The sequence below is a fragment of the Comamonas sp. E6 genome (assembly GCF_001010305.1).
In the GTDB taxonomy this organism is placed as follows: Bacteria; Pseudomonadota; Gammaproteobacteria; order Burkholderiales; family Burkholderiaceae_C; genus Comamonas; species Comamonas thiooxydans.
Genome location: NZ_BBXH01000014.1, coordinates 21490 through 43644, shown reverse-complemented (window position 1 = coordinate 43644; position 22155 = coordinate 21490). Strand labels below are relative to the sequence as shown.

The following is a 22155-nucleotide window of genomic DNA, read 5'->3' as shown; positions in this document are numbered from 1 at the left end:
TGTGCGCGCAAAATGATAAAAACTTGGACCACGGTATTGGCAGTAGTTGTCGCATCAGTGACCGGCGCGGCAAACGCCCAGGCTGTCAAGGGCGATGCAAAGGCTGGCGAGGGCAAGATCGCCATGTGCATAGGCTGTCATGGCATCACCGGTTATCAGGCCAGCTTCCCTGAGGTTTACAAGGTGCCGATGATCGGCGGGCAGAACGAGGCCTATATCGTCTCGGCTCTGAATGCCTATAAAAAAGGCGAACGAAAACACCCCACCATGCGTGGCATTGCCGACTCACTGAGCGAGCAGGACATGGCCGATGTGGCGGCCTTCTATGCAGGTCATGGCAAGGCCAAGGACGGCAAGGCCAAGGAGGCGAACCCTGCTGTCACGGCGCTGCTGCAAAAAGGCGCCTGCTTCTCCTGTCACGGTGAAGGCTTTTCAAAGCCGATTGACCCGTCCTATCCCAAGGTGGCAGGGCAGTATTCGGACTATGTTTTTCGCGCCTTGCAGTCATATAAAACCGATGGCAATCCGCTCATCGGACGCAGCAATGGCGTGATGGCCGGCATTGCCAAGCAGTTCAAGAACGACGAGCTGCAGCAACTCGCCAAGTACATCGGTAGCCTGGACAGCGAGATGCAGGTAGTGGCGCAGCCGCACTTCCGCCTGGGCCAGAAATAGACCTTGTTTCAGAAAAAGCAAAAGCCCGTGAAGACGGGCTTTTGCTTTTTCTCAACGGGATGCAGCTCAGGGGCCCGGTACCCGGGGCTTGGAGGATGCAGAGCTGGAGCCCTCCTGCAGCGATTGTGTCATCTCCCCGCCGGAGGCTGTGCAGCGCATCAGGGGGTACTTTTGAAACTGCCGTCGGTGGTGGCCAGACGCTGCACTCCGGCGACATAGGCTTCGCCATCAGGCGGGCGTCCCGAGCGCTGGCTTTCCCAGAGCATCTGGCCCAGGCATTCCATGGCGGCGTGATGGGCGTCATGCAGATCACGCTTCTTGGCCAGCAACTCAACCGCCTGGCGGATGCCTCGTGGCGAGTCCACGCTGCACTGCTCGCTGATGGACAGATGCATGGACAGGTGCAGAAACGGGTTGGTGCGCTCGGGCTCTGAGTCATAGTTGCGCGCCACGGCGGCATCCATGTCGGAGAGCTCATCGAAATACTCGGGGTGCTCGTCTATCCACAGGCTGGCCAGCGTCTCGATGGCCTCCATGGGCGCGCCGCTGATCATCTTGGCGCGCACACCGCAAAAAAATCGCCGTACGTCGGCTTGACTGGGGTTGAACATGATGGCGCGCAGCGTATCACGGCTGCCGGGCATCAGCCGGACTGTGGTCTTGCTCGCTGGCCAGGGCGGTATCTGGTGTTTCTGCGTTGTCAGCCAGGAGATCGGCACGTTCCTTGGCCATTTGCTCCACCAGTTGCTGGCGGCCCTGCTTGGCCACCGCAATCAGCTGGTTCTTGTCCTTGTAATGCGGGTACATGCGCTCGGCCAGAGCCAGATTGTGCTCCCTGAAGCGTGCCGTGATGCGTTTGGCCTCGGCCGGACTCTGACCTAACAGTTCCAGCACCGACTGGGCCGAGATCAGGCTGGACTCGAACACTTCACGCTGGGCATGCTCCACACCCAGGTCGCGCAGTTGGAACCAGTGATTGAGATCCCGGGTGCGGGCCACGATCTCCAGATTGGGGAAATGCTTGCGTACCTGGCTGGCTATCTTGAGGGACTGCTCGGGAGTGTCGACGGCAATCACCAGTACATGAGCCTTGGCTGCGCCCGCAATGCGCAGCAGGTCCATGCGAGTGGCATCGCCGTAAAACACCCGGTGGCCATAGATCTGCGCGGCCTCCAGCATTTCCACGCTGTGGTCCAGGATGGTGGGGCGTATGCCCTGGGCCAGCAACACGCGAGCCACGATCTGGCCGTAGCGGCCGAAGCCGGCAATGATGATGGGCGAGTCCTGAGGCTCGGAGATTTCCTGGGCCTTCTCCATGCCGCATTCCTCGTCACTGATGGTGGAAAAGCGGCGCAGCAGCAGTTTGTCCAGCAGCACCAGCAGCAGCGGGCCCAGCAGCATCGACAGAGCCACGGCCGCGACCAGCATGGACGAGACGCTGTGGCGAAACACCTTGTACTGCGCGGCTGTCTGGAACACCACAAAGGCGAATTCGCCGCCTTGCGCCAGCATCAGCGTGAACACCGGGCGTTCGCGCCAGGGAATCTGCATGAATTTGGCCAAGCCGAAGATCATCACTGCCTTCAGTGCAATAAAGCCCGTAACCATGGCGGCCATGGCCCAGGGAGACTGGAGGATGACGCCAAAGTCGATGCTCATGCCCACGGCCATGAAGAACAGGCCCAGCAGCAGTCCTTTGAACGGCTCGATATTGGTTTCCAGCTCGCTGCGGTATTCGCTGTCGGCCAGCAGCACGCCGGCCAGGAAGGCGCCCAGCGCCATGGACAGGCCCACCTGTGTCATCAGCATGGCGATGCCTACGACCAACAACAAGGAAGTGGCGGTGAAGATCTCGGGAGTCTTGCTGCGCGCAATCCAGCGCAGCAGAGGTTGCAGCAGCAATCGGCCACCGATGATGACGGCGCCAATCGTGCCCACGGTCTTGAGAATGGCCAGCCAGACATGGCTGTCCCCGTGGCTGCCATGGGCAGCCTTGTAAGCACCCAGAATCGGAATCAACGCCAGGATGGGGATGGCCGCCACGTCCTGGAACAGCAGGATGGAGAAGGCTGCCTGTCCGCTGGGAGTACGCATCAGATTGCGCTCGGCCATGATCTGCAGGCAGACAGCGGTGGACGACAAGGCCAGGCCCATGCCCGCAATCAGGCTGACGCGCCACGACAGACCAAAGGCCCATGCGGCCAGAAACAGAATGCCGGTGCAGACCGCCATTTGCGCCATGCCCCAGCCGAAGATCGGTCGCCGCAGCTCCCAGAGGCGCTTGGGCTGCAGCTCAAGTCCGATCACGAACAGCATCAGCACCACGCCGAACTCGGCAAAGTGCAGGATGTCGTCCACATTGCGCACGAGGGCAAAACCCCAGGGACCCATGGCAATGCCTGCGCCCAGGTAGCCGATGATGGCTCCCAGGCCCAGGGCTCTGGCGATGGGGACGGCCAGAACCGCCGCCGTAAGATAGATGAAGCCGTAAGTCAGCCAGATGGGAGAGCCGTGTTCCATGGGAATGTTATGTGGTGTTAACCCTAGAGGGATTCCATTTTGGCACCCGCAGCCAAGCGTCAGATTTTTGACAGAAAGAAAAATGGCACGAATGTTTACCTGGTGCTTATAGCGTCAGGTCAACCATGCGTCTGCAAGTTGACAGCGCAACTTTTAAGATAGGCGCTTTGTGACTGGCGCTTTAGATCGGCGTTTGGAGTGAGTATGGATCTGCACACCTGGTTTGCTTTTTTTGTGGCCTCCTGGATCATCGCGGTTTCGCCAGGGTCGGGGGCTGTGCTGTCCATGAGTCATGGCCTGTCCTACGGCGTGCGCAAGACCAGCGCCACCATCATGGGTCTGCAGCTCGGGCTGCTGCTCATCTTGTTGATAGCAGGTGCCGGTGTGGGCTCGCTGCTCATGGCGTCCGAGTTGGCCTTCAATGCCGTCAAGATCGTGGGTGCCGGCTATCTCATCTATCTGGGCATCAGCCAGTGGCGCTCCGGCGGCTCGCCGCTGGCAGCGCAAGAGGCCGTGCCCGAGGCCAGTCTCAAAAAGCGCGTACTGATGGGCTTTCTGACCAATGCCACCAATCCCAAGGGCATCATCTTCATGGTGGCCGTGCTGCCCCAGTTCATGACCACCAGCCGTCCTCTGGCTCCGCAACTGGCGATTTTGGCCGTGACCATGCTGGCGGTGGACACCACGGTGATGCACGGCTATGCCGCAGGCGCCAGCGCCTTGCGCGGCCTGATGCGCAGCGCACGCGCCATGCGCAACCAGAACCGCGTGTTCGGCGGCCTGCTGATGGCCGTAGGCACAGGCCTGTTTTTTGTTCAGCGCTCCAGCGAAGCCTGATCCGCTTTAAAAAGCGTAGCTGCAAGCGTATGAATAGATTGAGCCAGCGGCATATTTGATCGAATAATCTAGGGTAAGCCCCTTGTCCCGCGTCAGACATGGCACAGGGCAGGGGGCTTCTACATTGGGGGGTATGAAAACCTTTCGCTCCTACTCCGAAGTGCTGGCCTCGATTGGGCAGGAAGTCGCCGTCAGCGACTGGATCACCATCACACAGGCCCAGATTCAAATGTTTGCCGATGCCACGGGCGATCAGCAGTGGATCCATACCGACCCCGAGCGTGCGGCTCAGGGGCCGTTCGGCGCGCCGATTGCCCATGGCTTTCTCACGCTGTCCCTGCTGCCTCAGTTCTTCGAAGGCACTTTCAAGATCGAAGGCGCCAAGATGGGAGTGAACTACGGGCTCAACCGTGTGCGCTTCATGGCCCCGGTGCCTGTCAACAGCCGCTTGCGGGCCCGCATGACATTGCAGGCGGCGGAGCGCATCGAGCCGGCCGGCGTCCAGATGACCTGGCTGGTGACGGTGGAGCGCGAGGGCAGCGACAAGCCTGTGTGCGTGGCTGAGTCGCTGGCGCGCAGCTTTGGTGCGGCGGCCTGATTCGCGGTGTAATTTTCAAGCCATGAAAAAAGCCCCTTGGCTTGCGCCTTGGGGCTTTGTTATTGAGCCGCACCTCGCAAAGCAGGGTGCTGCGCAGAGTCCGTCATTCGCCATAGTTGTCCAGCAAACCGGCCTTGCCTGCGGCAATGGTTTCCTGGCGCACTTGCTCACGGCTGAGGTTGCTGGATTGCTGTTGCTGGGACAGGGGCAGATAGGCATCGCCAACGAGTTGCAGCTGGCCCTTGGCCATGGCGTCCTGCACCTGGGCATTGACCTGGGCACGGGTCAGGGTGGATTGACTTGCAACTTCGGGAGGGTAGTGATCGCCGGTGAAGTCAAAGCTTGCAGCCTGTGCAGCGGCGGCGGACATGGCCAGGGCGGCAACGATGGCAAAGCGGTTGGCGTATTTCATGATTCGTCCTTTGGTACGTCGGGCCTGCAGTCCTGGCGGATATCGTCGGTCGGCTGCAAGTCCATGAGTCGTACTTTAGGACGATCTAATTGCGAGAAAAACCCCTTGTTGCGCAACTTATTGTTCCGAAAATAGAGACAATAAGCGGGAACTTAAAGAGCTGTCTTGGGCTCTGCAAGGGCAGCTCCCGCGAAGCCCTGCTGGCGCCAGGCTTCGAACACTGTCACGGCCACGGCATTGGATAGGTTCAGGCTGCGCTGAGATGCCAGCATGGGCAGGCGCAGTCGCTGCTCGTTGGGGAACTGGACGCGCACCTCGGGTGGCAGGCCCTTGCTTTCAGAGCCAAAGACCAGCCAGTCGCCAGCTTTGAATTCCATGGCATGGGCCGGGCTGCTGCTATGCGTGGTCATGGCGAACATGCGCTCGCGCTGCGGCTGACAGGTTTCGAGGAAGGCGTCCCAATTGGCGTGGCGGGCCACATTGGCGTACTCGTGATAGTCCAGTCCGGCGCGGCGCATATGCCGGTCTTCCATGGAAAAGCCCAGCGGCTCGATCAGATGCAGGCTGCAACCTGTATTGGCGGCCAGACGGATGACATTGCCCGTGTTGGGAGGGATTTCGGGCGCCACAAGAACGATATGAAACATGGGGCGCTATTGTGCAGCCCGGCTTTTACCCACGCTGCCGCCTCCGCAGTTCCAGACTGGCGGATATGGGTCAAGGCGTGCGTGCCAGCACGACGGCGCTGACCGATGCCGCGCCGGCCGATAGCAGGCAGCCGGCCAGTGCATCCAGCGTGGCGCCGGTGGTCATCACGTCGTCGAGCAGCAAAATCTCCCGTCCTTTCACCAGAGCCTGTCGAGCCGGGGTGAGGCTGAAAATGCCGCGCAGCTGGCGCAGTCTTTGTTCCCGGCTGGAGGCATGTTGGGGCAACTCCAGATGTTGGCGCTGCACAGTCTCGCTCAGCAAGGGCAAAGGCCTGTCGTATTGCTCCGAGAGGGAGCGTGCCAGCAACAGGCTGTGGTCAAAGCCGCGCTCGCGCACGCGCTGTGCGGAGGCCGGCATGGGCAGCAAGGCATCGCAGGCCCGCAACTGCTCCCTGACTTCAGGGTGACTGGCCATCAGCCTGCCCAGGCTGCGCGCCAACCCCAGATCGGCCTGAAATTTGTAGCGTGTGATGAGGTTTTGCCAGGGGTAGGCATAGTCCAGCGCGGCGGTGCAGCGCTTGAGTCGGGGTGGTTGCTTGAGGCAGTTGCCGCAGAGGCTGACCAGAGCCGGCAGCGGCAGGGCACAGCTGTGGCAGCGGTGCTTATGCTGGGCCCAGCGTGCATGGCAGTCGCGGCAGATACGCGGCCCCGGCCAGCGTCCACAGACTGCGCACTGGCTGGGCAAGGCATCCAGCCATCGCTGCTGCTGGCGGCGCAGGTGTGAAAGCCATGTCGCATGAAGGTCGGGCATGGAATCAATATACTCGCGCCGCATTGATCTTCACTCCGGCAGTTGGTGAGCGGCTCGCTCGACTCTCTGCCTGCTTTTGTCTGCCCATGTCCCACGTCCTGCCTCCAACAATTGATTCTGCAGCTGCAAACCATTGGCAAATGGCCGCTCCGGCCGAATCCCCGTGGTTGCACGAAGAGGTGGCCAGTCGCATGCAGCAGCGACTGGACTGGATAGTGAAGCCGCCTGAGCAATGGTGCCACTGGGAGCCGGTGCGAGGTGGCATGCAGGCTCACCATCTGCTGCGCGAGCGCTATCCGCAGGCCGAATGCACGATCTATGAACCCGTAGCCCGCCGCGAGGCCGTGGCCCAGGACAAGCTCGGCAGCCGCTGGTGGCAGCTCTCGCGCTGGAAGGGGGCTGCCGTGCAGATGGGAGCGCCCGCAGATGCCAGCATGGACATGCTCTGGGCCAATATGCTGCTGCATACGGCAGCCGATCCGCAGACTCTGATCGAGGGCTGGCACAAGGCACTCAAGGTCGATGGCTATGTCATGTTCTCCTGCCTCGGGCCGGATACCGTGCAGCAGCTGCACAGGCTCTACGCCGAACTCGGTTGGGGGCCGGCAGGTCATACGTTTACCGATATGCATGACTGGGGTGACATGCTGGTGCATTCCGGCTTTGCCGAGCCGGTGATGGACATGGAGCGCATCACCCTGACCTTTGCCACGCCGCAGCGTCTGTTGCAGGAACTGCGCGAACTGGGCCGAAATCTGCACCCAGGGCGTTTTGCCGGTCTGCGCGGCCGTGGCTGGAAGGCCGAGCTGCTGCAGAAAATGGCGGAGCGCTGGGCCGACAAGCAGCCCGATGGACAGCTCTCGCTGACCTTCGAGATCGTTTATGGCCATGCCTACAAACCGCAGCCCAAGCTGCGTCTGGAAGCCAACAGCGCCGTGTCGCTGGAAGACATGAAGGCCATGCTCAAGCAGCCCCGCAACACGGGTTTGCGATAGCACATCTGTCGTTTTCCGGTCATTGATTCGACACAAAGCTGCCTACAATTTCCCCAAGTTATTTCATGGATAGTAGCAATCCTTCGGGCTTCTCTCCTGCCTGAAGGAAACCAGACAGTGCGGCCCAAGCCGCCAGGGGAGATATCGGGTGTTTCGCTTTGCCAAGGGGACTGGCCAGCGGGTTCGACAGCGGCCGGTTTTCGCATTTCATCATCACCACAAGCCAGCCTTTTGCTGCGCTGACGCATCCCTGTGCCCGGCGGTTGTCGCGGTGCAGGGGCGTTCCATCTTCTTCCCTTCTGTCTTGGCTGCCAGGCCAGTTTCAGCCATGTCCGGCACTTGCCGTGAGATGCGCTTGCCAGTACGAGTTTCAAGTCCGGTCAGGCCTGCCTACGCAAGGTCGATTGGCATGGGTTTCCGGTACATGCATTAGTGAATGCGCGCAGACAGTGCTATCAAATTCTGGGGCATGCTGCGTTGAAGTTCGCGAGGTAGTGTGAGTGTCACAGCCTTCTGGCCGGCAGCGGCACGAAGCGGTGTGAGCGAGTGGACAACTGAGGCTTAGAGGTAAGTGAAAACGATGAAAAACATTTCCACCAAGCTGGTTCCCTGGAGTTTGGCCTTGGCGGCGTGGGGTAGTTCCATGGCCTATGCGGCGCAGGATCTGCCGGGAGGCCCTGCCGTCAACCAGCTCAATCTGCATCCGCCTGTGACACGCATTGCCGTGGAGCAGCACTGGCTGCACTGGATGATGCTCATCATCTGCACGGTGATCTTTATCGCGGTGTTCGGGGTGATGTTCTACTCTATCTGGAAGCACCGCAAATCCCAGGGGGCCAAGGCCGCGAACTTCCATGAATCGGTCAAGGTGGAAGTGGCCTGGACGGTGGCTCCCTTCATCATCGTGATTCTGATGGCGCTGCCCGCCACCAAGGTGCTGGTGGCACAGAAGGACACGACCAATGCCGACCTCACCATCAAGGCCACCGGCTATCAGTGGAAATGGGGTTATGACTATCTGAGCGGCGAGGGCGAAGGCCTGGGCTTTGTTTCCACGCTGGATAACGCCCAGCGCCAGATGTCCAACAGCGGCGATGTGAGCAATGCGCCCAACGACTACCTGCTCAGGGTCGACAACCCGCTGGTCGTGCCCGTGGGCAAGAAGGTGCGCATCATCACCACGGCCAACGATGTGATCCACTCCTTCATGGTGCCGGCCTTTGGCATCAAGCAGGACGCGATTCCCGGCTTTGTGCGCGATACCTGGTTCAAGGCCGAGAAGACCGGCGATTACTACGGCCAGTGTGCCGAGCTGTGCGGCAAGGAGCATGCCTACATGCCCATCCATGTGAAGGTGCTGTCTGCCGAAGCCTACAGCGCCTGGGTGGCCGGAGAGAAGAAGAAGCTGGCCGCCAAGGCCGATGACCCGAACAAGGTCTGGGTGCTGGCCGATCTGGTGGCACGTGGCGAAAAAGTCTATGCCGCCAACTGCGCTGCCTGCCACCAGGCCAATGGCAAGGGAGCCGGTCCCATCAAGCCGCTGGATGGCAGTCCCGTGGTCCTGGGCCCCACGGCCGACATGATGCACGCCGTGCTCGAAGGCCGCGCCAACGGTGCCATGCCGGCCTGGAAGCAGCTAAGCGACACCGAACTGGCCGCAGTGGTGACCTTTGCCAAGAACCACTGGAGCAACCAGACCGGTCAGCTGGTGCAGCCCGCCCAGTTCGTGGCAGCGCGTGGCGGCAAATTCCCTGAAGGCGGAGGCAGTGCTGCACCCGCAGCTCCTGCGGCTGACTCTGCAGCCCCTGCGCAAGGTGCAGCCGCTGCCGCCAGCGACGCCGGCCCTTATCAAGTCTTTTTCGAGACCGGCAAGAGCGTTCTGGACGACAAGGCTCAGGCTGCGGTGAAGAAGGCGGCCGAGTACTGGAGTGCCCACAAGGACGGCAAGATTGCTCTGTCGGGCTTTGTGGACTCCACCGGCAACGCCGACAAGAACGCGGAGCTGGCCAAGGAGCGAGCCAAGGCCGTGGCCAAGCTGCTGGAGGACAGCGGCATTGCCGGTGACCGCATCGAGCTGCGCAAGCCCGAGACCATCACGGCTGCGGCAGGATCGGACCAGCAGGCACGCCGTGTTGACATCACGGCCGCGAAGTAAGCCCCGGGTATAGAGACCGATTGGAGAAAAGAATATGAGCGCCGTAGTTCCTCCCGTCCACACCCATGAGGGCCATGGTCACGACCATGGGCACGACGACCATCACCACGCCATGCCCTCTGGCTGGCGCCGCTGGCTGTTTGCCACCAATCACAAGGACATCGGAACGATGTACCTGCTGTTCTCCTTCACCATGCTGATGGTGGGAGGCATTCTGGCCATGCTGATCCGTGCCGAGCTGTTCGAGCCCGGTTTGCAGATCGTCAACCCCGAGCTGTTCAACCAGCTCACCACCATGCACGGTCTGATCATGGTGTTCGGCGCCATCATGCCGGCCTTTGTGGGCTTCGCGAACTGGATGCTGCCGCTGCAGATCGGTGCGTCCGACATGGCGTTTGCGCGCATGAACAACTTCAGCTTCTGGCTGCTGATTCCTGCCGGCATCATGCTGGTGGGCTCGTTCTTCATGCCCGGCGGTGCGCCTGCGGCCGGCTGGACGCTGTATGCGCCGCTGACGCTGCAGATGGGCCCTTCCATGGACACCAGCATCTTTGCCATGCACATCATGGGTGCCAGCTCCATCATGGGCGCGATCAACATCATCGTCACCATCCTGAACATGCGCGCGCCCGGCATGACGCTGATGAAGATGCCGCTGTTTGCCTGGACCTGGCTGATTACCGCCTACCTGCTGATCGCCGTGATGCCGGTGCTGGCCGGCGCCATCACCATGACGCTGACCGACCGCCACTTCGGCACCAGCTTCTTCAATCCTGCGGGTGGCGGCGATCCGGTGATGTACCAGCATATCTTCTGGTTCTTCGGCCACCCCGAGGTCTACATCATGATCTTGCCGGCCTTCGGCATCGTCAGCCAGATCGTGCCCGCCTTCAGCCGCAAGAAGCTGTTTGGCTACACCTCCATGGTCTATGCCGTGGCGGCGATTGCCATCCTGTCCTTCATCGTCTGGGCGCACCATATGTTCACCACTGGCATGCCGGTCACGGGTCAGCTGTTCTTCATGTACGCGACCATGCTGATCTCCGTGCCCACGGCCGTGAAGGTGTTCAACTGGACGGCCACCATGTGGCGCGGCTCCATGAGCTTTGAAACCCCGATGCTGTTCGCCGTAGGCTTCATCTTCGTGTTCACCATGGGGGGCTTCACGGGACTGATCCTGTCCATGGCGCCCATCGACATCCAGCTGCAGGACACCTATTACGTGGTGGCCCACTTCCACTATGTGCTGGTGGCAGGTTCGCTGTTCTCCATGTTTGCCGGCTATTACTACTGGTCGCCCAAGTGGACGGGCGTGATGTATTCCGAAACGCGCGGCCGCATCCACTTCTGGGGCTCGCTGATCTTCTTCAACATCACCTTCTTCCCCATGCACTTCCTGGGTCTGGCCGGCATGCCGCGTCGCTATGCCGACTACCCCATGCAGTTCGCCGACTTCAACATGATTGCCTCCATCGGCGGCTTTGGCTTCGGTCTGATGCAGGTGTACTTCTTCCTGTTCGTCGTCTGGCCCGCCATGCGCGGTCATGGCGAGAAGGCACCGCAAAAACCCTGGGAAGCGGCCGAGGGCCTGGAATGGGAAGTGCCTTCTCCGGCTCCGTTCCACACCTTCGAGACGCCACCCAAGCTCGATGAAACCGCGACCAAGGTGATAGCCTGAGGAGGCGCGTATGACGACACAGGAGCAACGCAAGAACAACCTGAGGCTGGGGCTGATCCTGGCCTCCACGGCTGCCGTGTTCTTTATCGGCTTTGTGGTGAAGATGGCCTGGCTGCATTGAGGCAGCCCGATGGCAACCGAGTGGAGGAGCTTGAGGTGAGCATAGCCAAGGAAAACGCGAAGATGGTGGGCAAGCTGGCGATCGTTGCCCTGGGCATGTTTGCGTTTGGCTATGTGCTGATACCCATCTACAAGCATATCTGCGAGCTGACGGGCATCAACATCCTGTCGCTGTCCGAAAAGCAGGTGCCCGGCGCCGGCGTGGCGGGCCGCGACGTGAAGCTTCCGCCCAACAGCCAGATCGACACCAGCCGCACCATCACCGTGGAGTTCGATGCCAATGCTCGCGGTCCTTGGGACTTCAAGCCGGCCATGCGTTCGGTGCAGGTTCACCCCGGCGAGCTGGCCACGGTGATGTACGAGTTCCAGAACGTGCAGAACCGGCGCATGGCCGCCCAGGCCATCCCCAGCTATGCGCCGCGCCAGGCCACGGCCTTCTTCAACAAGCTGGAGTGCTTCTGCTTTTCGCAGTACACGCTGGAGCCCGGCGAGAAGCGTGAATGGCCGGTGGCCTTCGTCATCGATCCGCGCATCTCCAAGGATGTGAAGACCATCACGCTGTCCTACACATTCTTCGAGGTCGGCGGCAAGACCCCGGCAGCGCCCGATGCCAGCACGGCTGCGGTCGTCACGCCCGGAGGCAGTTCATGACTCAGGACGTCAAGAAGACCGGATTCTGGCGCAGCATTGTTGCCGTCGCCTGGGCCATGCTGGGCGTGCGCAAGGGCAAGGAGTACGAGAAGGATTTCGCCAGCATCACGCCGCTGCATGTGATTGCCGTGGGGCTGGTGGCGATTTTTGCCTTGGTATTAGCGTTGATATGGATCGTCAACCTGGTCGTTTAGCCTTGGCTGAAACAGGTGTGGCGAATGCAGTGCAAGTGATAGTGGAGCGTCGGTCAAAACAACGATCAACAGAGTCAGGAGCCGAGTGATGAGTGCAACCCCGCAGGGCGCAACCCCTTACTACTATGTGCCAGCCGAATCCAGCCATCCCGTGATGGCGGCCATCGGTCTGTTCTTTGTGATTCTGGGCGCAGGCACCTGGATCAATGGTCACGAATGGGGAATGTATTCCCTGTTCGTCGGTCTGGTCTGGTGGCTGGCCGTGCTGTTCGTCTGGTTCCGCGATGCAGCGCGCGAAAGCGAGGCCGGACTCAACAGCCGCAAGATCGACCTGTCCTACCGCTGGAGCATGAGCTGGTTCATCTTCTCTGAGGTGATGTTTTTCGGAGCCTTCTTCACTGCGCTGTGGTGGGCTCGCGCGCACTCGGTGCCAGCGCTGGGCAGCCTGGCCAACGAGCTGCTGTGGCCCAACTTTCAGGCCGTGTGGCCCAGCGTTGCCCCCGGTGCCACGGCGTCGCCCGCGAATATTGTCGAGCCCTTCAAGACCGTGGGCCCGTTCTGGCTGCCCACCATCAACACGGCGCTGCTGCTGAGCTCGGGCGTGACGCTGACCATCGCCCACCATGCGCTGCAGATCAACAACCGCGCGCGCTGCATCAGCTTCATGTGGATGACGGTGATTCTGGGCTTTGTCTTCCTCTGCGTGCAGGGCTACGAGTACCACCATCTCTACAACGACTACAACCTCAAGCTCAACTCCGGTGTTTTCGGTTCGACCTTCTACATGCTGACGGGCTTTCACGGCTTTCACGTGCTGGTGGGCATGCTGATGCTGTTCTTCATCACCATCCGCCTGATGAAGGGCGACTTTACCGACAAGCACCACTTCGGCTTCGAAGGTGCGGCCTGGTACTGGCACTTTGTGGACGTGGTCTGGGTCTTTCTCTACATCCTCGTGTACTGGATGTAAGACCATCAAAAACAGAAGCGCCTTGCGTAAGTCCTGAATTGATTTCAGTATCAAATAGTGCTGAAATCAATGAATGGAAAGCGCAAGGTGCTTTTATTTTGAGAGCGACAAAAGCGCTCAGGCAAACCGGCTATTGCCCGGGCTGCCAGCCCGTGGGCTGTATCCACCCCATCTTGGCCGCCAGCAGAACGCAGAGAAACAGCGCAATCGACAAAGCCACGCGAAGGGCCAGGGCGCGAAACATCTTGCGGCTGCGTTCGGCATCGTCGGCCTCCGAGCTTTCGCCGCCGTCGCCCCTGCGCATCATGAAGAACAGCGCACTGCCAAGGCTCGCCAAGATGGCGAGAAAAGCGAGAATGATCACGAATTTCATGAACGGATTATCTGGTGCGCATTTCCCGATTTCCAGACCTCTGGCGGTTTCTCCTGATCTCCCTGGCGGCCCTGGCCTGCGTGGCCGTCACTGCATCGCTGGGCTTTTGGCAGCTGGGCCGGGCAGCGCAGAAGCAGGCTGTTTTCGATGCCATCACGCGCCAGCAGGCGCTGGAGCCCTGGCATAACGCACAGCTGGCAGCAGAAGTGCCGCTGGCATCCGAATCCATCGGCCAAGCGCAACAGGCGACGCTGCTGCATCGACCCGTGCAACTGCAGGGCCAGTGGCTGGCCGAGCAGACCATCTTTCTCGACAACCGACAGATGCAGGGCAGAGCCGGCTTCTATGTGCTCACGCCTTTCAGACTGAGTGCGCCTCACGGGCACAGGGTCGTCGTTGTGCAGCGTGGCTGGGCACCACGCAACTTCATGGACCGCGCGCTCCTGCCCGAGGTGCAGACGCCTTCAGGCCTGGTCAGCATAGAGGGCCGGCTGGAGGCACCGCCGTCCAGACTGATGGAGCTGGAAGCGGCCCATGGAGGGGCAGACCCTGATGAGCAAAAGTCGCGCATCCGACAGAATGCAGACATTGCCCTGTGGGCGCAGCAAGGTGGCTTGCCGCTGCTGGCTCTGAGCGTGGTGCAAAGCGGCAGCGCCAGCGAAGGTTTGCTGCGCGACTGGCCGCAGATCAATGCCGGTGTGCAAAAGCACTACGGCTATGCCTTTCAGTGGTTCGGACTCAGTGTCTTGGTGGTGTTGCTCTATGTCTGGTTTCAACTCGTCCGACGCTTTTACCCCGGCCGCCGCGCAGCGCAGCCCGAGGGATGAACCGCTGAGCTTTGCGGTCCACGGCCTGCCCGATCCCGCACAGAGCCAGGCACGGCAGATGCAGGCGCGAAGCGGTCGCTGGAAGATGCTGGCTGTGCTGCTGGTCTGTGCGGCGCCGGTGCTGGCCTCCTACTTCACCTATTACGTGTTGCGTCCCTCGCAGCAGCGCAGTTATGGCGAGCTGATTGCCGAGCAGCCCGGCCTGCCCGAAGTGCAGGGGCAGACGCTGGACGGCCGCAGCGTGAATCTGAGCAGCCTCAAGGGCCAGTGGTTGCTGCTCAGCACCAGTGCTGGGAACTGTGGGCAACGCTGTCAGGATCATCTCTATCTGCAGCGTCAGCTGCGTGAAACCCTGGGCCGTGAAAAAGACCGGCTGGACTGGGTCTGGCTCATCAGCGACCAGCAGCCTGTGCCTGAAAAAATCCTGCCTGCTGCCGAGCAAGCCACAACGCTGCGTGTGCCCGCTGCAGTCATCGGCAACTGGCTCAAGCCCGAGGCGGGGCACGCGCTGGGCGAGCATCTGTATGTGGTCGATCCGCAGGGCCACTGGATGATGCGCTTTCCTGCAAGCATGGACAAAGCCACGGCCGGCAAGGCCAAGCGCGATCTGGAGCGGCTGCTGCGCGCCTCTGCCTCATGGGACGAGGCCGGACGGGCTACGGCCGATGCAGCACGCAAATAGGTGTTGAAACCGGCTTTAGCCTGCTTTCGCAAGGCACTGCCAGCCATCTGAATCACAGTCAGCGAGGAGGGCCGCATGCAGGTAGAAATCTCGGAGTTGAAAGGCGCTGCTTCGGCGGCGGGAACTGCTGCTTCGCGCTGGGCGCAGTACCACGCGCTGACCAAGCCCAAGGTGGTGCAGCTCATCGTCTTCTGCGCCTTCATCGGCATGGTGCTGGCAGTGCCGGGCGTTCCCGGCTGGCAGGACTGGGGGCGCATGCTGGCGGCCTGCACAGGCATCTGGCTGGTGGCTGCGGCGGCAGCGGCCTTCAACTGCCTGGTCGAGCGCAGCATCGATGCGCGCATGAAGCGCACGGCCTGGCGGCCCACGGCACGCGGCGAGCTCTCGCATTCCCAGGCCTTGCTGTTTTCGGCCTTGCTGTGCGCCGCAGGTTCCGCCATCTTGCTGCTGGCCGTGAATGCTCTCACGCTGTGGCTGACACTGGCCACCTTCATTGCTTACGCAGTGATCTATACCCTGGTGCTCAAACCTCTGACGCCGCAGAACATTGTCATCGGCGGGGCATCGGGTGCCATGCCGCCCGTTCTGGGCTGGGCGGCGATGACTGGACAGGTAGGGCATGAAGCCCTGCTGCTTTTTCTCATCATCTTTCTCTGGACGCCGCCGCATTTCTGGGCGCTGGCGCTGTACCGAGTGGAGGATTACCGCCGCGCCGGTCTGCCCATGCTGCCGGTCACGCATGGCAATGCCTTCACGCGGCTGCAGGTGTTTCTCTATACCCTGGTGCTGTTCGCCGGCTGTCTGCTGCCTTTTGTGGTGGGCATGAGCGGCTATCTCTACCTTTTTGCCGCAGTGATTCTGGGGTTGGGCTTTTGCGGTTATGGTTGGGCACTGCTGCGCAACTACTCGGATGCGCTGGCACGCAAGACCTTCCGCTTTTCCCTGATCCATCTGAGCCTGCTGTTTGCCGCGCTGCTGGTGGATCATTACCTGGCCTGACCGATCATGGATAAACGAGGTGCGCTGCGCGTACTCGGCGCTTTAGGCGCCGCAACACTGGCCGGTGCGGCCACATTGACATTGACTGGCTGCAAGGACGATAGCAAGCCCAAGTTTCAGGGCGTGGATGTGACGGGTGCAGACTACGCCAAGGACATTCCGCTCACCGATGTCCACGGAAAAAAACGCAGTCTCAAGGACTTCTCGGGCAAGGTGGTTGCCGTGTTCTTCGGCTACACCCAGTGCCCCGATGTCTGCCCCACCACGCTGCAGGAGTTGCTTGAAGTCAAGCAGGCGCTGGGAGCCGATGGCGACAAGCTGCAGGCCGTGTTTGTGTCGCTGGACCCCGAGCGTGATACGCCTGAGGTGCTCAAGGCCTATCTGGCCAACTTCGATGAGAGCTTTGTGGGGCTCAGCGGTACGGTAGAGGAGATTGCTGCCGTGGCCAAGGATTTCAAGATTTTCTTCAAGAAGGTGCCAGGCAAGGTTGACGGAACTTACACCCTCGATCATTCGGCCGGTACCTATCTTTTCGATCCCCAGGGCCGCTTGCGCGTGTACGAGCGCTACGGCGCGGGGCCGCAGTTGCTGACTCAGGACGTGAAGGCACTGCTGGGCTGAAGCGGTCGCCATCGGCGGCATTGGCCTCGGGTTTTGAAATTTATTGTTACATGTTGGTGTTTGATATAGCGCAAGGAGAGCATGCGATGTCGCGCGCATAGTGAGCGACTTCAAACACTTGGCAAGGCTCGATCCGACTCGTCTAGAGTTGGGCATGTAGGCCGTTGATGCAGCATGGGAAGTGGCTGCACGCAGGGACGCCAGAGTGGATATCTGGAGTCCGTGTATGGCCGAGTGCCCTTTTTCTTCAATGCTCAAACCGGTGTCTGAACCAGCGCTGGCGGATTGCCAGCGCCGGCTGCGGCTGGCCATGTCGGCCTGGCAGGAGGGGGTGAGTCTTTCCGTCATGCTGAGCCGGCGTGAGCAGCAGGCGCTGGATGCCGCTCCGGACGGCATTTTGCTGGTGGACCGCAACGGTAACATCGTGACGGCCAATGCCGCCATGCAGGCCATTTCAGGCTACGGGCGCGGCGAGCTCGAAGGGCAGGCGCTGGACATGCTGCTGCCGCCCGAGTTTCAGGCCGGGCATGGCCATTACCTGCGCAGCTACTTCGCCCAGCCATCGCGCCGGCCCATGGGGCTGGGCGGCGTGCTGTGGCTGCAGCGCAAGCAGGGCAATGCCGTGCCGGTGGACATTGCTCTTGGCTATTTTGGCGATGACGACAAAGGTCTGGCCATAGCCTTTGTGCGCGATGTGACGGAGCTGCATCAGATGCAGCAACGCCTGAAGTTCCAGGCTACCAAGGACACCTTGACCGGCCTCAACAATCGCTGGCAATTCGGCCAGGAGCTGCAGGAGCAACTCAAGCTGGCGCAGGCCGACGGCGAAGCACTGGCCCTGCTGCAACTTGATCTCGACAACTTCAAGGCCATCAATGACGGCTACGGCCATGCCGCAGGCGATCAGCTGCTGCGGGAGGTCGCCAGGCGGCTGAAGTCCCAGCTGCGCAGCGAGGGCGTGCTGGCACGCCTGGGTGGCGACGAATTCATGGTGCTGCTGGTGGGTGAGAATGCGGCCCGGGCCCGCTTCTGGAGCGAGCAGATACTGGCGGCGCTCTCCATCCCCTTCAAGCATGACGGGCTGGCGCTGGATTTTGGTGCCAGCGTGGGCATTGCCCTTTATCCCGACGATGCGCAGACCGGCGACGACCTGATGCGCTTCGCCGATATGGCCATGTACAGCGCCAAGGGCCAGGGGCGCGGCCATGCGGTGTTTTTCGAACCCGCCATGGGCAAGGAAATGGCCGAACGCGTGCAACTGGCCGAGCGCCTGCGCATGGCGCTCAGCTATGGTGGCTTGCAACTGCATTACCAGCCTCAGGTCAAGGTCGAGAGTGCCGCAGTGGTGGCTGTGGAGGCCTTGCTGCGCTGGCATGATCCCTTGCTGGGCAATGTCAGTCCGGCGCGCTTTATCCCGGTGGCCGAGGCCTCGGGCCAGATCGTGGCTCTGGGCAACTATGTGCTCGACGCAGCCTGCAAGCAGATCGCTTTGTGGCTCAAGGCAGGTACGCCGTTGCGGGTAGCGGTCAATCTTTCTGCCTATCAACTGCGGCAGGTGAATCTGGTCGAGCAGGTCAGCAGCTGTCTGCAGCGCTATCAGGTACCGCCGCAATGGCTGGAGCTGGAGGTAACCGAATCCCAGGCCATGATCAATCCCGCTCAGGGGAGCGAAGTGCTGCAGGCTCTGGCGCGGCTGGGAGTAACGATTGCGCTGGATGATTTCGGCACCGGCCATTCGTCATTGGCCTATCTGCAATATCTGCCGCTGCAGCGCGTCAAGCTGGGGCGGGAGTTTCTGTTTCCCTCGCCTTGTCGGGACCGGCTGATGGGCGGCATTGTGCATATGGCCCATGCGCTGGATCTGGAGGTCGTTGCCGAAGGTGTCGAAGAACTCGATCAGCTGCAGCTGCTGCGCGACATCGGCTGCGAGTTTTTCCAGGGTTGGCTGCATTCGCGCGCCATGCCCGCCGAGCAGGTGCGGGACTGGCTGGCAGTGGTTTGACGGGATTAGCGTGGCTGCTGCTTCCAGTCAGGCTCGGGAAAATGCTCGTTGGATGCGGTGACGATCAGGTCCAGCACCGGCTTGCCATCTTCGTCGAAGCGCACTCCGGGGCCCCAACGCGCCTGTTGGCGCTGGCCCGAGAACCAGAACAGCTTGCGCTCCCAGCTGCCGGGCTTGGGCGGCTTGCGGTTGGCCTGAATCAGGTGCTCCTGTATGCGTTGCAGGCCTGCCGTGAGACGCCACGGAGCCAGTTGCAGAAGAGCGGCTCGCAGCTCTTGCGCCCAGGGCTCTGGCGCGGGCGAGAAGCGCTGGAATGACTGACCGGCGGCAAGTCTTCGCACGCGTTCGTGCAGCTCGATGCCATACAGGGCGCAGGCCTCGCTGACCTTGCCCTGTGCCATCAGATTGCGTGCCTTGCGCTCCAGAGCCGAGTCCTTGGGGGCCTCTGATGGCGACCACAGCCAGCGGGCATCACTCCATTGATGGCGGCAGTTGTAGAGAAACTCGGACGACAGAAGCAATTGCCAGTGGGGCATCTTTGACTGCATGACCGATCGAACCATCAGGCAGGGCTGGCGTTTGCGGGTGGCAGGGCCATAGGCCGCGAGTATGGCGGTGGTGCGCGCCGCAAGTCGTCCGCGATCATCGCGCGGCCAGGATTGAAGCAGGCGCACGGGGTCGATGGCCGCCACATCGGCCTGCAGCTGTTCGAGCGCCGGCCCGGCATCGGCAAGCGTGTCCAGCATGCCGAGGTTCAGATCCTGATCCATCGCAGGTACACAGGCTTCGGTCTCGTCGGTATATGGACTGCGGGCCATGGCCTGGATGGTGACCTGTGCCGGTGCTGCATCAGGCGCTGCACGCCATTCATGCAGCAGCTGTGCAAAGCGCCCGGGGTTGCAGCTGACTTCATGGTGTATGACTTCACTGGCCGCATCGCGCAGCGTGATCCAGGCATGCAGCCTGTGCTCCGCGTCCAACTGCATGGCCTCCTCATAGCGGGTGGCCGAGAAAGCGCCGTTGCCACCGTGGTGCACAAAGAATTCGACATCCATGAAGCCGGCTGCCACGTTGCTGGTAATGCGTGTTCTGGCAGCGTCCTTGTGTTCGGCCTGGCAATCCGGCAGCTGCAGCCATTGCTGCGAAATCTGGGCAATCAAGTCTTGCATGAAGAAGATGAAAAAAGAGTCTGAGCTGCGTCAGTCGTCAAAAAGACCGATGTAGCTCAGTCCGTTGTAGAGCTTTTCCGGATCGGTGATCTGCTCGGTGGGGTCGGCATAGACAAACATGGCGTTGGCCGTGTGAATGCCCTGGGCCTCGCAGGCCTGCACGATGAGCGCGAGCGATGTGTCGGAGTCCAGAGTGCTGTGGCTCACCAAGGCAGAGACAGGAACAGGCTCGGGAAGCCAGATCATCAGCAGCAGGTCTTCGTCGAACAGAAACTTCCTGCCCAGATCCCGGCAGAAGCCGCAGCCCGTGACATCTTCGCTGCTGCTTTCGATATCTTCGACTTCCAGATCCCAGTAGCTGTCTGCATAGTCGAAGTAGCGGCCAAACTCCGCCTCGCCCAGCGGCGTATTGCCGATCCAGAAATGCAATGCGGAAAAAGGCGCGGGCGGCGGTGTCGGACCCAGCTCCTCGACCCAGTCGAACAGGGTTCCAGGCTTGAGACGGTGGCGCTTTTCCAGCTCCGGAAACCCGCCGCCGGGTGTGCGGTTCAGCGCTTCGTCCACCAGAGCCTTGCGAAATGCCAGCGAATAGGTCTTGCCGGATTTGTTTTCAGATTTCATTGGACGGGTCCGTAGTGCATGACCACCAGCTTGTTCAGGGGCTCCGGGTAGTCCCAGAAGGCTTCTTCGAGCTCCTGCAACTGCTCATGCTCGGCATCCGTCAGCAGTGCTGGCAGATCGGAGTAGTCCACATTTTCTGGGCCCTCTTCGAAGCGCTTGAGCACCGCAAACATGTCCTGCAGACACTGGCGCGTGATGGGCGCGCCTATGGCCTGCAGAGCCTGCAGGGTGAGCTGATGGTTGGCCAGCCCCCAGTTGCCCAGAAACTGCAGAAAGCCGCCGTTGTTGATATCGGCTTCCATGCGCCATAGAGCCACCAGCTCATGCTGGACCGGGGATATCCGGGTGATGTCCCATTGGGCGGCGAGCAGCGCGCCCATGGCCTGGTTGTAGAGACTGTCCTGATCCAGGTCCCAGACGCTGACCATGCCTGCAGCAGAGGGCTGCCACAGTGCCGGCCAGTTCAGACCGTGATCCTCATCGGTCAGCGCCCATGCTAGGCGTTGCTCGGGCGCGGCGCTTTCCAGGCGGATATGCCGCTTGATGGGCTCGGCCAGTTCACGTCCGTCGGCCAGTGCAAGCCAGATGGTCTGCTCGTCGATGCGAACGCCTGTGATGCGGTTGCTTTGTGGGTTCATGGTTCAGCTTTGTGCGGCGGTCTGATCCATCACCGTCTCGGCGGCCTGGTGCATCTTGGCCAGCTCGCGCGCGGGGACAGGGTGCTCGCCGTTGGCCATGCGTGTCAGCAGCGAGTGCAGCATCTCGGTGGACAGGCCGTGCAGCACCAGGCGGTAGGCCGCATACAGGGTGGACAGCGGCACCATGGGATGCTTGTTGTTGAGCAGCACCAGATGCTCGGGCGAGGCCAGAATTTTGGCGCAGTAAATGGCAACGGTTTCGTCGAGCTGCAGCGAGTTGCTGGCGCGCCAGAAGTCGTTGTCGGTCAGCAGCAACTGGTAGATGGGCGTGTACAGCTCGATGGCGCTTTGCAGGTCGATGACGTTGAAGCGCCCGCGCGGCATGTCTTCGAGCCTGAGATCGGGCTCGCGGATCATGGAGAAATCGGGCTCAGCCACGGGCACCAGTTCTTGCCCGTTCTCGCGCAGTGCCTTGTTCAGGCGAATCACGAAGTTGAAGAGGTTGAGGTCGTGCTTGAGAAACAGCTCGTCCTTTACATCGTCGATTTCCATGGGCATCAATGGCGCGGTGCTGACCTTGGTCGGGGCATTGGCGGCGACGAAGGCTAGTACCTGGGAGCCCAGATGAAAGTGGCGCATGATGAGCCAGTTGGCCTCTGGCGAGAGAAACTTCTTCATGCCGAAGGCCAGCAGGCGGTGCAGCAGCATGGAGTGCGACCAGCGCTTGGGCAGAAAGATCTTCAGCGCCTGAATGATGATCATGGACAGCCGCGCCAGCGGCCGCATGGCCGGCAGAAAGAACTGGCGCGAGCTGCTGCTGCAGTCGCGTAGCCAGGCGGCCTTGACGTCATCGGGCAAAGGCGTGCTCTGGTCGAGGTAGAGCGCCAGCCAGGGGCTGGGGTCGCGCTCGTCCCAGACATGGTCGTTGAACTCGTTCTTCATGAATCCTCCCGGTGCTTC

Annotated in this window: 25 protein-coding genes; 15 read left to right on the top strand and 10 right to left on the bottom strand. The window is 61.2% G+C overall.

Going from position 1 to position 22155, the window contains the following annotated elements; all coding sequences use genetic code 11:
- The first annotated feature begins 12 nt into the window (after positions 1-12).
- The gene (locus CSE6_RS13170; protein ID WP_034363567.1) at positions 13-675 is read left to right on the top strand and encodes a cytochrome c; all 663 of its coding nucleotides are present in this window, start codon (positions 13-15) and stop codon (positions 673-675) included.
- Between the two features lie 158 nt (positions 676-833).
- On the opposite strand, the gene CSE6_RS13165 is transcribed toward CSE6_RS13170, so the two are convergent.
- Positions 834-1286, bottom strand: coding sequence for a DUF1841 family protein (locus tag CSE6_RS13165; protein WP_034353992.1), 453 nt, complete (start codon positions 1284-1286; stop codon positions 834-836).
- Between the two features lie 16 nt (positions 1287-1302).
- The gene (gene kefC / locus CSE6_RS13160) at positions 1303-3195 is read right to left on the bottom strand and encodes a glutathione-regulated potassium-efflux system protein KefC (RefSeq protein WP_034396417.1); all 1893 of its coding nucleotides are present in this window, start codon (positions 3193-3195) and stop codon (positions 1303-1305) included.
- Positions 3196-3399: 204 nt separating this feature from the next.
- Between kefC and CSE6_RS13155 the strand changes: the two genes are divergently transcribed.
- Both CSE6_RS13155 and CSE6_RS13150 read left to right on the top strand, forming a co-directional pair.
- Positions 3400-4032: a LysE family transporter gene (locus CSE6_RS13155; protein WP_034353858.1), complete on the top strand. Its 633-nt coding sequence runs from the start codon at positions 3400-3402 to the stop codon at positions 4030-4032.
- A gap of 133 nt (positions 4033-4165) precedes the next feature.
- Positions 4166-4630 carry a MaoC family dehydratase gene (locus CSE6_RS13150; protein WP_034353854.1) on the top strand — a complete coding sequence of 155 codons (465 nt, stop codon included), beginning with the start codon at positions 4166-4168 and terminating at the stop codon, positions 4628-4630.
- Positions 4631-4733: 103 nt separating this feature from the next.
- Here the strand turns inward: CSE6_RS13150 and CSE6_RS13145 are convergent, their stop codons facing one another.
- The 3 genes from CSE6_RS13145 to CSE6_RS13135 form a co-directional block, all read right to left on the bottom strand.
- Positions 4734-5042, bottom strand: a complete 309-nt coding sequence (locus CSE6_RS13145; protein ID WP_034353851.1) for a DUF4148 domain-containing protein — start codon at positions 5040-5042, stop codon at positions 4734-4736.
- 152 nt (positions 5043-5194) lie between these two features.
- Positions 5195-5689: a tRNA (uridine(34)/cytosine(34)/5-carboxymethylaminomethyluridine(34)-2'-O)-methyltransferase TrmL gene (gene trmL / locus CSE6_RS13140; protein WP_034396414.1), complete on the bottom strand. Its 495-nt coding sequence runs from the start codon at positions 5687-5689 to the stop codon at positions 5195-5197.
- Positions 5690-5759: 70 nt separating this feature from the next.
- Positions 5760-6500 (bottom strand): ComF family protein, encoded by a 741-nt coding sequence (locus CSE6_RS13135; protein ID WP_034353845.1) that lies wholly within the window; start codon positions 6498-6500, stop codon positions 5760-5762.
- 86 nt (positions 6501-6586) lie between these two features.
- On the opposite strand from CSE6_RS13135, the gene CSE6_RS13130 reads away from it, so the two are divergent.
- The 7 genes from CSE6_RS13130 (at position 6587) to CSE6_RS13105 (ending at position 13263) form a co-directional block, all read left to right on the top strand.
- Complete coding sequence (locus CSE6_RS13130; protein WP_034353990.1) at positions 6587-7495, top strand: class I SAM-dependent methyltransferase; 909 nt, start codon at positions 6587-6589, stop codon at positions 7493-7495.
- A gap of 580 nt (positions 7496-8075) precedes the next feature.
- Positions 8076-9650 carry a cytochrome c oxidase subunit II gene (coxB, locus tag CSE6_RS13125; protein WP_034396411.1) on the top strand — a complete coding sequence of 525 codons (1575 nt, stop codon included), beginning with the start codon at positions 8076-8078 and terminating at the stop codon, positions 9648-9650.
- A gap of 34 nt (positions 9651-9684) precedes the next feature.
- Positions 9685-11328: a cytochrome c oxidase subunit I gene (ctaD, locus tag CSE6_RS13120; RefSeq protein WP_003071270.1), complete on the top strand. Its 1644-nt coding sequence runs from the start codon at positions 9685-9687 to the stop codon at positions 11326-11328.
- Between the two features lie 10 nt (positions 11329-11338).
- Positions 11339-11449, top strand: coding sequence for a cytochrome oxidase small assembly protein (locus tag CSE6_RS26475; protein ID WP_211267687.1), 111 nt, complete (start codon positions 11339-11341; stop codon positions 11447-11449).
- A gap of 35 nt (positions 11450-11484) precedes the next feature.
- Positions 11485-12099, top strand: a complete 615-nt coding sequence (locus CSE6_RS13115; RefSeq protein ID WP_034353987.1) for a cytochrome c oxidase assembly protein — start codon at positions 11485-11487, stop codon at positions 12097-12099.
- Positions 12096-12293, top strand: coding sequence for a DUF2970 domain-containing protein (locus CSE6_RS13110; protein ID WP_003071276.1), 198 nt, complete (start codon positions 12096-12098; stop codon positions 12291-12293). Before CSE6_RS13115 ends, CSE6_RS13110 begins: the two co-directional genes overlap by 4 nt.
- An 88-nt stretch (positions 12294-12381) precedes the next feature.
- A complete protein-coding gene (locus CSE6_RS13105; RefSeq protein WP_034353834.1) occupies positions 12382-13263 on the top strand; it encodes a cytochrome c oxidase subunit 3 in 882 nt (293 codons plus the stop codon).
- Positions 13264-13393: 130 nt separating this feature from the next.
- Here CSE6_RS13105 and CSE6_RS13100 read toward each other — a convergent pair whose 3' ends face one another.
- Complete coding sequence (locus tag CSE6_RS13100; RefSeq protein ID WP_034396408.1) at positions 13394-13636, bottom strand: twin transmembrane helix small protein; 243 nt, start codon at positions 13634-13636, stop codon at positions 13394-13396.
- Positions 13637-13650: 14 nt separating this feature from the next.
- On the opposite strand from CSE6_RS13100, the gene CSE6_RS13095 reads away from it, so the two are divergent.
- The 5 genes from CSE6_RS13095 to CSE6_RS13075 all read left to right on the top strand — a co-directional run bounded on the left by CSE6_RS13095 (position 13651) and on the right by CSE6_RS13075 (position 18767).
- Positions 13651-14463 carry an SURF1 family protein gene (locus CSE6_RS13095; RefSeq protein ID WP_034396405.1) on the top strand — a complete coding sequence of 271 codons (813 nt, stop codon included), beginning with the start codon at positions 13651-13653 and terminating at the stop codon, positions 14461-14463.
- Positions 14399-15145, top strand: coding sequence for a hypothetical protein (locus tag CSE6_RS13090; RefSeq protein ID WP_080746969.1), 747 nt, complete (start codon positions 14399-14401; stop codon positions 15143-15145). Before CSE6_RS13095 ends, CSE6_RS13090 begins: the two co-directional genes overlap by 65 nt.
- 75 nt (positions 15146-15220) lie before the next feature.
- On the top strand, positions 15221-16144 hold the full coding sequence (gene cyoE / locus CSE6_RS13085; RefSeq protein ID WP_034396402.1) for a heme o synthase: 924 nt from the start codon (positions 15221-15223) through the stop codon (positions 16142-16144).
- A gap of 6 nt (positions 16145-16150) precedes the next feature.
- Positions 16151-16765, top strand: a complete 615-nt coding sequence (locus CSE6_RS13080) for an SCO family protein (protein WP_034353824.1) — start codon at positions 16151-16153, stop codon at positions 16763-16765.
- A gap of 226 nt (positions 16766-16991) precedes the next feature.
- Positions 16992-18767 carry a bifunctional diguanylate cyclase/phosphodiesterase gene (locus CSE6_RS13075; RefSeq protein ID WP_034378111.1) on the top strand — a complete coding sequence of 592 codons (1776 nt, stop codon included), beginning with the start codon at positions 16992-16994 and terminating at the stop codon, positions 18765-18767.
- 5 nt (positions 18768-18772) lie between these two features.
- Here CSE6_RS13075 and CSE6_RS13070 read toward each other — a convergent pair whose 3' ends face one another.
- Genes CSE6_RS13070 through CSE6_RS13055 form a run of 4 tightly spaced genes read right to left on the bottom strand, consistent with a single transcriptional unit; the run spans position 18773 to position 22137 of the window.
- Positions 18773-19936: a hypothetical protein gene (locus tag CSE6_RS13070; RefSeq protein ID WP_034396399.1), complete on the bottom strand. Its 1164-nt coding sequence runs from the start codon at positions 19934-19936 to the stop codon at positions 18773-18775.
- A 30-nt stretch (positions 19937-19966) separates the two neighbouring features.
- A complete protein-coding gene (locus CSE6_RS13065; protein WP_034396396.1) occupies positions 19967-20557 on the bottom strand; it encodes an immunity 22 family protein in 591 nt (196 codons plus the stop codon).
- Complete coding sequence (locus CSE6_RS13060) at positions 20554-21195, bottom strand: DUF4375 domain-containing protein (RefSeq protein ID WP_034396393.1); 642 nt, start codon at positions 21193-21195, stop codon at positions 20554-20556. The genes CSE6_RS13065 and CSE6_RS13060 overlap by 4 nt, the downstream gene beginning before the upstream one ends.
- A gap of 3 nt (positions 21196-21198) precedes the next feature.
- The gene (locus CSE6_RS13055) at positions 21199-22137 is read right to left on the bottom strand and encodes a hypothetical protein (RefSeq protein WP_034396390.1); all 939 of its coding nucleotides are present in this window, start codon (positions 22135-22137) and stop codon (positions 21199-21201) included.
- Between the last annotated feature and the right edge of the window lie 18 nt (positions 22138-22155).